At 57.6% G+C, this 13428-nt stretch carries 14 protein-coding genes; 7 read left to right on the top strand and 7 right to left on the bottom strand.

The window, feature by feature from the left end; genetic code table 11:
* The first annotated feature begins 49 nt into the window (after positions 1–49).
* From AC2FIP_RS05100 to AC2FIP_RS05120, 5 genes are all read left to right on the top strand, one after another.
* Positions 50–688: a lysoplasmalogenase family protein gene (locus AC2FIP_RS05100; RefSeq protein ID WP_496785402.1), complete on the top strand. Its 639-nt coding sequence runs from the start codon at positions 50–52 to the stop codon at positions 686–688.
* A gap of 58 nt (positions 689–746) precedes the next feature.
* Entirely contained in the window at positions 747–1859 is a 1113-nt protein-coding gene (gene ftsY / locus AC2FIP_RS05105) for a signal recognition particle-docking protein FtsY (RefSeq protein WP_496690770.1), read from the top strand.
* An 86-nt stretch (positions 1860–1945) separates the two neighbouring features.
* The gene (locus AC2FIP_RS05110) at positions 1946–2848 is read left to right on the top strand and encodes an EamA family transporter (RefSeq protein WP_496728102.1); all 903 of its coding nucleotides are present in this window, start codon (positions 1946–1948) and stop codon (positions 2846–2848) included.
* Between the two features lie 17 nt (positions 2849–2865).
* Entirely contained in the window at positions 2866–3471 is a 606-nt protein-coding gene (locus AC2FIP_RS05115; RefSeq protein ID WP_142634562.1) for an inner membrane-spanning protein YciB, read from the top strand.
* A 142-nt stretch (positions 3472–3613) separates the two neighbouring features.
* Positions 3614–4282 (top strand): Crp/Fnr family transcriptional regulator, encoded by a 669-nt coding sequence (locus AC2FIP_RS05120; protein ID WP_142634564.1) that lies wholly within the window; start codon positions 3614–3616, stop codon positions 4280–4282.
* A gap of 215 nt (positions 4283–4497) precedes the next feature.
* Here the strand turns inward: AC2FIP_RS05120 and AC2FIP_RS05125 are convergent, their stop codons facing one another.
* The 7 genes from AC2FIP_RS05125 to rpiA all read right to left on the bottom strand — a co-directional run bounded on the left by AC2FIP_RS05125 (position 4498) and on the right by rpiA (position 11172).
* Positions 4498–5988 carry a Do family serine endopeptidase gene (locus AC2FIP_RS05125; RefSeq protein WP_496749145.1) on the bottom strand — a complete coding sequence of 497 codons (1491 nt, stop codon included), beginning with the start codon at positions 5986–5988 and terminating at the stop codon, positions 4498–4500.
* 130 nt (positions 5989–6118) lie between these two features.
* Positions 6119–6313 (bottom strand): DUF2065 domain-containing protein, encoded by a 195-nt coding sequence (locus AC2FIP_RS05130; protein ID WP_496695008.1) that lies wholly within the window; start codon positions 6311–6313, stop codon positions 6119–6121.
* The gene (hflC, locus tag AC2FIP_RS05135) at positions 6313–7209 is read right to left on the bottom strand and encodes a protease modulator HflC (protein WP_496700039.1); all 897 of its coding nucleotides are present in this window, start codon (positions 7207–7209) and stop codon (positions 6313–6315) included. The genes AC2FIP_RS05130 and hflC overlap by 1 nt, the downstream gene beginning before the upstream one ends.
* The gene (gene hflK, locus AC2FIP_RS05140) at positions 7209–8351 is read right to left on the bottom strand and encodes an FtsH protease activity modulator HflK (protein ID WP_496749148.1); all 1143 of its coding nucleotides are present in this window, start codon (positions 8349–8351) and stop codon (positions 7209–7211) included. Before hflK ends, hflC begins: the two co-directional genes overlap by 1 nt.
* Positions 8352–8423: 72 nt before the next feature.
* The gene (gor, locus tag AC2FIP_RS05145) at positions 8424–9782 is read right to left on the bottom strand and encodes a glutathione-disulfide reductase (protein WP_496785403.1); all 1359 of its coding nucleotides are present in this window, start codon (positions 9780–9782) and stop codon (positions 8424–8426) included.
* Between the two features lie 61 nt (positions 9783–9843).
* Positions 9844–10380, bottom strand: a complete 537-nt coding sequence (locus tag AC2FIP_RS05150) for a hypothetical protein (protein WP_496785405.1) — start codon at positions 10378–10380, stop codon at positions 9844–9846.
* A 3-nt stretch (positions 10381–10383) separates the two neighbouring features.
* A complete protein-coding gene (rpiA, locus tag AC2FIP_RS05155; RefSeq protein WP_496785407.1) occupies positions 10384–11172 on the bottom strand; it encodes a ribose-5-phosphate isomerase RpiA in 789 nt (262 codons plus the stop codon).
* A 167-nt stretch (positions 11173–11339) separates the two neighbouring features.
* Between rpiA and AC2FIP_RS05160 the strand changes: the two genes are divergently transcribed.
* Positions 11340–12041, top strand: coding sequence for a glutathione S-transferase family protein (locus AC2FIP_RS05160; protein WP_496785799.1), 702 nt, complete (start codon positions 11340–11342; stop codon positions 12039–12041).
* Between the two features lies 1 nt (position 12042).
* Entirely contained in the window at positions 12043–13416 is a 1374-nt protein-coding gene (locus tag AC2FIP_RS05165) for an L-serine ammonia-lyase (RefSeq protein WP_496785408.1), read from the top strand.
* Positions 13417–13428 lie beyond the last annotated feature (12 nt).

The following is a 13428-nucleotide window of genomic DNA, read 5'->3' on the forward strand; positions in this document are numbered from 1 at the left end:
GCGGTTATGCGCTGCGAAAGTGTTCAGCACATGCTGCGGAGATAACTCTATGACCAATGCCCTCTTTCTGATTGCGACAGCTTGCGCTCTGGCTTACCTGCCATTGACCTCGCGTGGCGCTGGCGCTGTTCGGTCAATCCTAAAGACCCTATCCGTCGCAGTTCTGGCGGTCATTGCCGCCCAAAGTGGCGCTCCATTTCTGTTGATCCTTGCGCTGGCATTCTGTGCGCTGGGGGACGCCCTTCTGTCCCGGGAAAGTGATGCCACCTTCATGGCCGGGATCGGTGCCTTTGCAACTGGTCATCTGGCCTATATCGGGCTGTTCTTGTCCCATCCGGCCAGCAACGCCGCGCTTATTCTGGAGAAGCCCGGATATTTCTGGTCTTTGATCCTCCTCGGTATTGTCGTTGTCACCCTATTACCGCCGCGTGCCAGAGACCTGAAATGGCCCGTTCTCGGGTATATTCCGATCATTCTGGGCATGGGCATCACGGTCCTGGCCCTGCCCGAAACAGGCGCGCTGCGTTGGGCTTTACCTGCGGCTTTGTCCTTTATCGCGTCCGACCTGATCCTGGCGACTGAGAAGTTTCTTTTGCCAGTGGACCATCCCAGCCGCCGTTTCACCTCCTATCTGGTTTGGGTATTGTATTGGGGGGCGCAAGCCGGTCTTCTGATCGCCTTCCTCTGACCCTTTGCAACTGCTGCAATTCCGCATTAGGTGAGAGGAACACCTGCGGAGACCAAAAATGGCGCTATTCTCAAAGCTCAAGGACAAGCTGTTCAAATCCTCATCCCGCCTTGAACAGGGGTTGGATGCCATCGTTGAAGATGGGGGCGAGGAAACAACTGCACCGGATCCAATCCCACCAGCGCCGCATTCCGAACCGGAACCCGAAGTCGCGCAACCGGACATGGCACCGGAACAGGCAGTTGCCAAACCGGTGGCCACTACAGCCGAGTCTGCTCCGTCCAAATCCATGCTCGGGCGGCTTTTCGGGCGCGCCGAGACCGAGACAACAGTTCGCCGCACGCTGGATGACGACATGCTGGAACAGCTTGAAGAGCTGTTGATTGCATCCGACATGGGTGTGGACACAGCGCTGCGCGTCACCGCCAATATGGCCGAGGGCCGTTATGGCCGCAAACTTTCGACACAAGAGATCAAGCAGCTTCTGGCGCAGGAAGTCGCCCGGGTTATGGAACCCGTTGCAAAGCCCATGCCGCTCTATTCCAAACGCCCACAGGTGGTACTGGTCGTTGGCGTCAACGGATCGGGCAAGACCACCACGATCGGCAAACTAGCCAGCCAGTTCAGGGCGGCCGGCAAGAACGTAGTGATCGCAGCTGGAGACACCTTCCGCGCAGCCGCCGTAGAACAGCTGCAGGTCTGGGGCGACCGCGCAGGCGTTCCGGTCCTGACAGCCCCCGAAGGCTCGGACCCCGCCTCCCTGGCCTTCGACGCGTTGACCCGCGCACAAGAGGATGGCGCCGATCTGTTGATGATCGACACCGCCGGTCGTCTGCAAAATCGTGCCGACCTGATGGAGGAATTGGCCAAGATCGTCCGGGTGATCCGCAAAGTCGACGAAACCGCACCGCACAATACCCTTTTGGTTTTGGACGCCACCACCGGTCAGAATGCACTCAGCCAGGTTGATACTTTTCAAAAACTGGCCGATGTCTCCGGCCTGGTGATGACCAAGCTGGACGGCACCGCAAAAGGCGGCGTGCTGGTGGCACTGGCCGACAAGTTCGGCCTGCCCATTCACGCAATCGGCGTCGGAGAACAGATCGACGATCTCGCCCCTTTCGATCCCGAAGAATTCGCTGCTGCTCTAACCGGCCTCGATCAACGCTGATCCGAACTTCAACTGGCTAAAAATATCTTCGGGGGTGTGGGGGGCAGACAGCCCCCCACCCTCTCCACCCGCGAAAGGTCGATGTCTTGAGCGACTGGCTCATCTCTCTGGAAGGCACACCCAAGGGCCATGACCTTGCCCTCGGGCTCGCGCTGATGGCCGCCTTCTTGCACGCGGTGTTCGGAGCATTACAAAAGGGCCGTCACGACCCGTGGCTGTCCCGCGGGGCCATAGACGCCAGCTACTGTCTTCTGGCCGCGCCTTTCGCGTTTTTTGTAGTGCCCTGGCCCGAACCCTATATGTGGCCAATCTTCGCCACCGTCTGGCTGATCCACATCGCTTACAAGATACTGCAGGCAATGGCCTATACCAAAGGCTCTTATACAGTGGTCTATCCTGTTGTGCGCGGCACCGGGCCGCTGTTCACCGTTTTCGGCGCCTATCTTTTGTTTGGCGAGACCTTCTCTGCCACGCAATGGTTTGGCGTCGCGGTCTTGCTGGCCGGGATATTCGGGCTGGCGGCCTATAATTTGCGGTTTCTTGAAACCAACCGCGAAACGCTTGGGATCGCTTTGGCCCTGGCGCTGGCAACTGGCCTGTTTGTTGCGCTCTACACCACCTATGACGCCTATGGCATTCGCGCGACGGCCGATCCGTTCACCTTTCTGGCCTGGTTCTTCATGATCGACGGGGCGACGATGCCGATCTATGCGTTCTTTCGCTGGCGCGCGATGGCCCATCGCCCGGCCTTGGGACCCTTGGCGCTGCGCGGCATCGCCGGCGGGATCATCGCCCCTCTATCTTTCGGGGCCATCATGCTGGCCACGCGGTTGGACAAGGTCGGCGAAGCCGCCGTTCTGCGGGAAACCTCCACCGTCTTTGCCGCCCTGATCGGCTGGCTGGTTCTGAAAGAAACCGTCGGCCCAAGGCGGATCGCGCTGATGGCATTGATTGCACTCGGCGCCGTAATAGTTGAAATGGGCGGGTAAGCAGCAGGACAAAAGACATGACAGGCAAGACCGACATAAATCCATTTCTGAAACAGGTGCTGGAACTGGGTCCTCCGCTGGCCTTTTTCTTCATCTACCTGCGCTTGCGCGATGACAGCTTTATGATCGGCGGCATCGAGTATTCCGGTTTTATCATTGCCACGATCATTTTTGTGCCGCTGATGCTGGGGGCAATGGGCATCTTGTGGTACCTGACCGGCAAGCTAAGCCGGATGCAGATATTCACAGCTTTCATGGTCATTTTCTTCGGCGGCCTGACCGCCTGGTTCAATGACGAGCGGTTCTTCAAGATGAAAACCACGCTTGTTTATGGCCTGTTTGCTCTGATCCTGGGGATCGGGCTGCTGCAAAAGAAATCCTATCTTGCCTATGTTCTGGACGAGATGCTGCCCATGAAACACGAAGGCTGGATGATCCTGACCCGTCGTCTGTGTGCGTGTTTTGCTGTTCTGGCCGTCGCAAATGAATTCGTGTGGCGCACGATGTCGACTGACCTGTGGGTCAAGATTGAAACCTTCGGATTCCCCATTGCCCTTATGGCGTTCCTCATGCTGCAGTTCAGCCTGTTGCAAAGCTATATGGATGATCCCGATCATCAATGACGGCTAAATCCACAACCGCCCTTCGGATGACTTTTCCGTGAAGCGCGGGAGGCCATAAAACCTAACAAAATCCTTGGCTAAACGCTTGGGCTATGAAAAGTTGTGTCACCACTCACCTTTTCCCGCCGGAGCACCACACCAAATGACGGCTTTCCCAAATAGTGGCTTTCTATCCGAAGCTTCAGACCGGCTGAGATCAATGCTCTCGGCACAGGCGACAGAGATTTCTCTCGAACCTGGTGATATCCTTTTCGAACAAGGGGATGAAGGGGATGCCCTCTATGCCATTCTTGCCGGCACGCTAGAGGTGTCCTTCTTGGCGATGAGCGGTCGAAAACTCTCGTTGACATTGATGAAGCCTGGCGAGGTCTTTGGTGAAATCGGCTTGTTCGACAATGGCCCCCGTACCGCAACCGTGGCCGCGGCCGAGGCCTCTCGGGTGCTGCGTGTGCGTAGGTCCGATGTCATGAACCAGATCCGCCAACATCCTGACCTTGCGGTGGATATGATCCGACTGGCCGGTTTGCGCATGCGGTGGATGGGGTCGCAACTGAATGAACAGGTCTTTTTGCCGATGCCTATCCGGCTTGCGCGCAAACTGCTGCATCTGTCCAACCTTCAAGACGATCCAACCACTCGCATTACCCTGTCCCAAAGCGAGCTGGCCGAATTCGTTGGTGCCACGCGCGAAGCTGTCTCAAAGACAATTTCAACCTGGAAACGCGACAAGGTTGTCGAAGCTTCGCGGGGCGGCCTGATGATCCATGATTTTGAGGCGCTTCGGGAACTGGCGGATTCCGACCTCATTTGACCTGTTGTGACCTGCTTCACATACGACGGATCGCATTAAGATTACGTTAGGAACTGTTACCGTAGGAGGTCAGAGAATCATCCCCGATATCTGTCCACTGACCTCTCCCTGTACCAGAGCCATACGCCTTCCCCGGCGTGTGGCTCATCTTTTTTCAGCACAGAAAAAAGGCCAGAGCAGGTGCCCTGGCCTTTCTGTTTGTTCAACCTAAGAGATCACTCTTCAAGGCTCAGCGCGACAAAGCGTGGATCTCCACCGCGCCGCACCAAAAGCAGCAGTGACTTCCGCCCGGCCGTGCGGGCTTCTTCCATTCGGTCCTCGAGATCAGAAATCGCAGTGACCTTCTGCTGGCCAGCCTCGGTGATCAGATCACCGGCGCGCAAACCCTTGGCATAGGCTTCTGACGCCTCGTCCACTTCGGTCACAACCAGCCCCTCGGTATCCGGCTCCAGCCCCAGATCGGCACGCAGGGCTTCAGTCACGGGCGATATCGTCAGCCCCAGAATATCGGCATTTTCCTCAACCGGGGCTTCTTCGGCCTCACCCTCTTCGCTTTCGGCCCGCTCGGCATCTTCGCGGCGGCCCAGAGTCACAAGCACTGTCTGCGTGCTGCCATCCCGATGCACCACCACACGAACCGACTTGCCAACCGTTGTCTCACCAACCTGACGTACCAATCCACGGGTGTCATCGACCTCGACACCATCAAAGCTGAGGATCACATCGCCCGCCAACAGGCCTGCCTCTTTGGCCGGGCCCTCGGGTACATCGCTGATCAGCGCACCACCCGGCTTGTCCAGGCTCATCGCCTCGGCCATATCCTCGGTCACGTCCTGAATGCGGACACCCAGCCAACCGCGGCGGGTCTCGCCGAACTCGCGCAGTTGGTCGACAACCTTGACCACCACATTCGAGGCCATCGAGAAGCCAATCCCGATCGAACCACCATTCGGCGACAGGATCGCTGTATTCACGCCGATCACCTCGCCATCCATATTGAACAGCGGCCCGCCCGAGTTCCCCCGGTTAATCGCAGCATCGGTCTGGATATAGTCGTCATAAGATCCGCTAAGCGCGCGGTTCCGCGCCGAGACGATCCCCGCCGAAACCGAAAACCCTTGCCCCAGCGGATTGCCCATCGCAATCACCCAGTCGCCAACGCGCGCAATGTCACTATCGCCGAACTTGACATATTTCAGCGGCCCGGTGGCTTCGACCTTAAGAAGCGCGATATCGGTTTTTTCATCCGTACCGATCACTTTCGCAGGCAGTTCTTTCTTCGGTTGACCGTCGCCCGGGAAGAATTCGACCAGTATCTCATCAGCCTCGGCAATAACGTGGTTGTTAGTAACGATGAAACCATCCTCGGATATCACAAACCCCGAGCCCAGCGAATTGCTGCGGCGGGGGCGGTTATCTTCATCCCCGTTACGGTCTTGAAACTCGCGAAAGAAATCTTCGAACGGAGAGCCTTCGGGAACGATCCCCTGTGGGCCGGTCTGTCCCTCGATCAGTGTCGAAGTGGTGATGTTGACCACCGCTGGGCTGATCTTATCGGCCAGCGGAGCCAGGCTTTCGCCCCGCGCCTGGGCGGCCACTGACTGCGCCAATACAAGCAGCATCCCGGCAAAGGCCAGCCACATCAACCGCATGAAACCAACAACGTCGTCCCGCCGGACGGATATACTGCGCGCTTGTGACTGCACGTGGGAACTCCTTGTCGTCAACACTATCTGGATCGCCCACAGGCGGCCCTTCTTGATATCCAATGTAGCTGGTTTGTCCTTGCCCGCAACTGAGGATCGCGGGGAAATCACCATGAAGTGTAGCCGTTGTTCAAAACCCGACCTGATATGCACCCCATAGCAACACGAGACCACCCACCACACATAACAATCCTGCAAGCCGACGTGCCTGCTCTGGCATCGACCGCAACGCCTCTAGCATACGTTCAATAAGCGAAGGGGCCAGCGCATAGGCCAGCCCCTCGACAATCAACACCAGCCCAAAGGCCAGAAGGATCATACCCATTATTCAGACGCCTGCCCCGCCGATTGGCCCCGGCCGGTGGGTGATTTGAGATAGTTGAAGAACTCGGAATCCGGGCTCAATACCATCGAGCTGTTACCGCCCTGCAAAGCATTCTGATAGGCGGTCAGCGAACGATAGAATTCAAAGAATTCCGGGTCCGCACCGTAAGCTTCGGCAAAGATCGCATTGCGTTCGGCGTCAGCCTCACCGCGAATGATCTCAGCCTCACGCCGCGCATCCGACACCAGTTCGACAACGGTCCTGTCGGCCTGGGCACGTACGCGCTGTGCCGCCTCATTACCACGGGCACGTTCGTCTGTAGCTTCCCGCTCCCGCTCGGCCTTCATCCGGTCAAACGTCGCTTCGAGGTTGGCCTGCGGCAGATCGGTCGCTTTCAGACGCACGTCAATGACGGTCACACCCAGCGCAAGTGCCTCGGCAATCGCACTATTGCGGATACGCAGCATCAGCGCAGCCCGGTCCGAGCTCAGGATGTCACGGGACGAAACTGAACCCAGAACTTCGCGGGTTTCAGCGCGCAAGATGCGGTCCAGACGATCCTCGGCAACCGGGATACCACCGACACCAACCGCCTGGCGGAACTGGTTCAGATCGGAAATCCGGTACCGTGCGAAGGCGTCGACTACCAGACGACGATCATCCAACGGCGTCACTTCAAGCGGTTGAACGTCGATGGACAGGATACGGTCGTCATAACGGACAACTTCCTGAATAAGTGGAATTTTGAACGCCAGACCAGGCTCTTCCTTAACCGCGACCACACGGCCGAATTGCAGAACCAATGCGCGCTGGCGTTCGTCCACGATAAAGATCGATGACAGCGCAACAACGCCGAGGATCACCACAAGGATGAGGATAATGGGTGACTTACGCATCAGTTGCTCTCCCCGGATTGATTGCGGCGCAGTTCGTTCAGCGGCAGATACGGCACAATGCCCTGTCCCTGACCGGCCGAGTTTTCGTCCAGTATGATCTTGTCGACATCACCCAGAATCTGCTCCATCCGCTCCAGATACAAACGTTTGCGCGTTACATCCGGCGCTTTGGAGTATTCTTCCAGAACCGCGCTAAAGCGGCTGGCTTCACCTTGAGCACTGTTGATCTGCTGGGCGCGATACCCTTCGGCCTCTTCCACAACTTGCGCGGCTTCACCACGTGCTTCGGCCAGTACCTTATTGGCATAGGCGTCGGCGACGTTCTGCAGACGGTCACGTTCTTGTGCGGCGGCCTGAACGTCGCGGAAGGCCGCGATTACGTCCTGTGGCGGGTCGGCTTTGTCAAAGTTGACACGCACAATGTTCACGCCGGAATCATAGCTGTCCATCGTCGACTGAATCAATTCCTGCAAGCGATCAGCGATCACACCCCGATCTCGGTTCAGGATCGGTGCCAGCTCGCTTTGTGCAATGATCTCGCGCATGGCCGATTCCGACACGGCGCGGATCGTCTGGCGCGGGTCGCGCAAATTGAACAGATACTTGGCCGGGTCATTGATGTTCCAGACCACCTGATAGTCGATATCGACAACATTTTCGTCGCCTGTCAGCATCAAGCCATCATCGCTACCACGGGCTCCGCCCATGTCTTCGTTCTGTTCGCGGGTCACAGGAATGACCTCGGCAGTTACAAATGGCCAAGGCGCAAAGTTCAGACCGGGATTTCCAACGTTTGAAAATTCACCCAAAAACAGCTCTACCGACTGTTCTTCCGGCTTTACCGTATAAAAGCTGGCCGCACCCCAAAGGACTGCACCCACCACCAACCCAATGGCAATAGTCCCTTTGGTAAAGATGGGACCACCCCCGCCACCGCTCGAACCATTGCTGCCACGGCCGCCACCGCCGCCGCCCATCAGGACGCGCAGCTGTTCCTGGCCTTTTTTCATCAGCTCGTCGATCTCGGGGATCTGCGGGCCCTCGTTTTCAGGGGGCTTGCGCCCGTCCCCGTTATCACCCCGATTTCCTCCGCCGCCAGAAGAGCCTCCGCCCCCCCAGGGGCCGCCGCTGTTGCCCGCCATTTTTATCTATTCCCTTGTGTTGAACCGTGTGATCACGGGTTCCCTTGTAACTTGTGTGCGCGCGGTTGCAAATCAAGCCGTACGCACAGGATGACGCATTGTTACCAGTTCTTCCGCCATGACCGGATGAACTGCAACGGTGCGGTCGAAATCTTCCTTGGTTGCGCCCATTTTGACGGCAATGCCAGCCAGTTGAATCATCTCGCCGGCGCCCGGCGCCACAATGTGACAGCCCAGTACCTTACGCGTGGCCTGAGAGACGATCAGTTTCATCAAAACCCGCTGCGTGCCACCTGCGAATGCCTTTTGCATCGGCTTGAACGAGGTTGCATAGATCTCGACCGGCTCTTGGGCTGCAGCGTCTTCTTCACTCAACCCGACCGTGCCGAATTCCGGCTGCGTGAAAATCGCAGTTGGAATCAGGTCGTGATCCACAGGTGTCGGGTTGCCTTTGAATACGGTTTCGACAAAAGCCATCCCCTCGCGGATCGCAACCGGAGTCAGGTTTACCCGATCCGTCACGTCGCCAATCGCATAGATCGAGGGCACGCCGGTCTGGCTGTAATCATCCACGATGATCTCACCCTTGCGGCCGCGTTCAACGCCGATCGCCTCAAGTCCCAGATTGTCGGCATTGGGCGCGCGACCAGTGGCATACATGACCACGTCAAACAGCAGTTCCGTGCCATTGGTGGCCTTTACGCGAATCTTGTCACCGTCTTTGGCCATCTCAAGCACATTGGTGCCCAGATGCAGATCAATCCCGTTCTGGCACATCTCTTCGCTGATCAGACCGCGCGCTTCTTCGTCAAAACCCCGAAGGATTTGCGCACCGCGGTAGAACTGGGTGGTTTTCACGCCCATGCCGTTCATGATTCCTGCAAACTCGCTGGCGATATAACCGCCACCAACGATCAGGATGCTTTCGGGCAGTTTTTCCAGATGGAAAATCTCGTTCGAGGTGATTGCCAGCTCCGACCCCGGAAACTCGGGCACAACAGGGCGTCCGCCTGTGGCGACCAGAATATGCTTGGCCGTCATGCGGGTGCCATCGGCCAGCTCAACCGTATGTGCATCCACCACATGTGCACGCTGATCAAAGCTTTCGACGCCGTTGTTTTTCAGGATGTTGCGATAGATGCCTTCCAGCCGGTCCAGCTCGGCATGGAGTTTGCCGCGAAAGAAATCCCAGTCAAATGCACCGGGTTTGACGTCCCAGCCATAGGCCTGCGCATCTTCGACCATGCCAGAGAATTCGCTGGCAAAAACCATCAGCTTTTTGGGGACACATCCGCGGATCACGCAGGTCCCGCCATAGCGATCCTCTTCCGCCAACGCCACTTTGGCCCCGTTTTCGCCAGCCGCCACACGCGCCGCCCGGACCCCGCCCGAGCCGCCTCCGATGACGAAAAGATCATAGTCAAAGCTCATTTACAGTGCCTCTTTCAGTTTTCTGACAACGCTATCGAGCCATCATCAATGATGTACCCGGTCACTCATGACGGCCCAGACTGGACCACTGGGACAGTTGATCTTGCCAGGACGCATACAGATTTGGTCGATAATGCTCAATCGTCTCTACGAAACACTCAGATATGGGTTTCGGCATGGATTGCAACGGAAGGGGTAAACACTCATGCCCGCCATCTGACTTGTTGAAGCTAACAAAAAAAATAGGGCGTCGTTTTTGCTCGGTTTCGTCGAACGCATCAATGTAGCGTACATCAGGCCAAACAATGTCTTGGATCGTTCCTCTACGCGTGCGGAGCTTCAATCCACCGGAGTCCACTAGGGCCACAAGCGACGGCATATTGAGTGAGACTAGATAGTTCATGAACAACACGACGGAAGTAAGGACAACGAGCACCAATGTGAAAAGCGTGCTACCTGTCCACCCCGCGGAAACAAAACCCCACGCTGCCACCACAGCCGCAATCCCGATCTTGATCAGGTTACGTTTTAGCGTCCTGGCTCGCGCAGCCAAATCTGCTTCGGTTTCGCGGTATTCAGCAACCGGAGAGGTGCTCATTCCTTAATCCGCCAAATCCGTGAACAGGTTGTCTTTGCCGCCATCGAACAACTCGTCCAGTTCCACCGTTCCCTCGTTGATGTCGCGCAGTTCGACCCGGCCATCTCCATAACCGATCACGACCTTGTCGCAAATGTCGATGAACAACCCGTTCTCGACCACGCCGGGTACCTGGTTCAGCACCAGCGCCATCTGCCTTGGGTTTCCGATCCGTTGCAAATGCAGGTCCAGAACGTGATTGCCTTCATCCGTGACAAACGGCGCTTCTCCGTTCATGCGAAGTGCCGAGCGGGTACCGAGAACATCCATGGTATCCAGCACCTCTTCGATCAGGGTGCGTGTGGTCTGCCAGCCAAAGGGGATCACCTCGACCGGCAATGGGAAGGCACCCAGAGTCTCGACCTCTTTGCCGGCATCAGCGATCACGATCATCTGGTCGCTGGCCGTGGCCACGATCTTTTCCTGCAGATGCGCGCCGCCGCCGCCTTTGATCAGGTTAAGGTCTCTGTCGAATTCGTCCGCTCCGTCGATGGTGATGTCCAGCCATCCCGCCTGATCCAGGGAAACAACCTCAATGCCCAGTTCGCGGGCCAGTTGGGCCGTCCGGGTCGATGTCGGAACACCCTTGATCGCCAGACCTTCTTCTCTGACCCGTTCCCCCAGCCGACGCACCATCCATGCAGCGGTCGATCCGGTTCCCAGGCCGACTCGCATCCCATTCTGCACCATGTCAGCCGCACGGCGTGCTGCGACGTATTTTGCAGTGTCGATGGGCGACAGATCACCGGCCATTTCAGCATCCCCCTAATTTGCTGCGGAACTTATACGGAATGCCTACGACAACTGCGAGAGAGAATTGTCCGGATCGGTAGACCAACATGTCGCGAAACTACGCGTTTCCTATGGGAAACGTCGCAATCAGGTCTGTTGAAGACATACGTGAGGTATACATAGTTCGCATGAACACGCCTTACTGCCTGCACTATGCCCCGGACAATGCTTCGCTGGTCATCCGGCTGGCGCTGGAAGAGATGTGCCTGCCCTATGAAACGGTTCTGGTAGACCGCCGCCAAAGCGCACAGGACAGCCCGGAATATCGCGCGCTGAACCCCAATGGGCTGATCCCGGTATTGGAAACACCACAGGGGCCGATCTTCGAAACCGCTGCTATCTTGTTGTGGCTGGCGGATACGCATGGTGGGCTGGCCCCTACCCCCATGGACAGCAACCGCGCCGCGTTTCTGAAGTGGCTGTTCTTTGCCTCCAATACGCTGCACGCTGATCTGCGTATTCTGTTTTACGCCGAAAAATATATAGACGCAGCGCAGGTCAATCCCTTGCGCGCCGGTATCCGCCCTCGTTTGCGCCAGCACTTGCGCCAGCTTGATGAAGTTGCGAAAAGCGCGCCGCCCTGGCTGAGCCCGGACATACCATCGGTCCTGAGTTATTATCTGGCCTGTCAGATGCGCTGGCTGGCGCTCTATCCTGCGAAGGCTGATCGCAGCTGGTTTCAGATCGCTGACACGCCGCATCTGCAGCGAATGCTGATGCAGTTGGAGACGCTCCCCGCCACACGAGCCGCAATCGCGGCCGAGGGTTTAGGGGTTACACCCTTTACCTCACCAACCTATGCTAACCCACCGGAAGGCTTTGCTACCTGATATGTTTCTGTCTGTCTTCGATATGTTCAAAGTGGGCATTGGCCCGTCCTCGTCCCATACGATGGGACCAATGGTTGCTGCCGCGCGGTTTCTGGACATGATGCGCGCCTCTCCGTTCGAATTTTCAGGGCTGCGCGGGTCGTTGCACGGGTCGCTGGCCTTTACCGGTGTCGGCCACGCAACCGATCGCGCCACGATCCTGGGCCTGGCCGGATTTGTGCCCGACACATATGATCACGAACCGGCCGTGGCCGCACTGGCTGGCATAAGTGAGACCCACAGCGTAACCCCCGAAGGATTGCCCACGCTGCAGTTCGATCCCAAGACCGATCTGGTTTTCGACTATGAAAACAATCTGCCGGGCCATGCTAACGGTATGGTCCTGATGGCCACGGACGCACAGGGCGACGTGATCCTGCGGCAGGTCTATTACTCGATCGGTGGCGGCTTTGTTCTGACCGAGGAAGAACTGGCCCAGGGCAAGGCAACAGATGAAGGCGCACCGGTGCCCTTTCCTTTCAAATCGGCGGTCGAGATGTTGGACATGGCCAAAACCAGCGGCAAAAGCATCGCCGAGATGAAGCGCGCCAACGAGATCGCGCGCGGCTGTGCAGACAGTTTTGCCAAAGGCACCGCGCGCCTATGGCAGGTCATGAACGACTGTATCGAGCGCGGTCTGACCACCGACGGCATTCTGCCAGGCGGTTTGAACGTGCGTCGTCGCGCCAAAGGCATCTATGACGCGTTGATGGCCGAACGTGGCATGAATCTGAACGCCCCCCACACGATCAACGACTGGATGAGCGTTTACGCCATGGCCGTAAACGAAGAAAACGCAGCTGGCGGTCAGGTGGTGACCGCCCCCACCAATGGTGCTGCCGGGGTTCTTCCAGCGGTAATGCGCTATTATCTGGACCATGTACCCGGTGCTTCAGAGAACCACATCGAAGATTTCATGCTAACTGCGGCCGCTATTGGCGGGCTGGTCAAATACAACGCCTCGATCTCGGGCGCCGAGGCCGGGTGTCAGGCTGAAGTCGGCAGCGCCGCAGCCATGGCTGCAGCCGGGCTGTGCGCGGTTATGGGCGGCACGCCGGAACAGGTGGAAAATGCCGCTGAGATCGCGCTCGAGCATCATCTGGGCATGACCTGTGATCCTGTCGCCGGGCTGGTTCAAGTACCCTGTATCGAACGCAACGGGCTGGGTGCGATCAAGGCGGTGTCGGCAGCCTCTTTGGCCCTGCGCGGAGATGGTCACCATTTCGTACCGCTGGACGCTGTCATCGAAACCATGCGGCAGACCGGGCACGACATGCACGAAAAGTATAAGGAAACGTCTTTGGGCGGTTTGGCGGTGAACGTGCCGAATTGCTGAGGCAACGCGGGG

The sequence above is a fragment of the Ruegeria sp. CDSB114 genome (assembly GCF_059611025.1).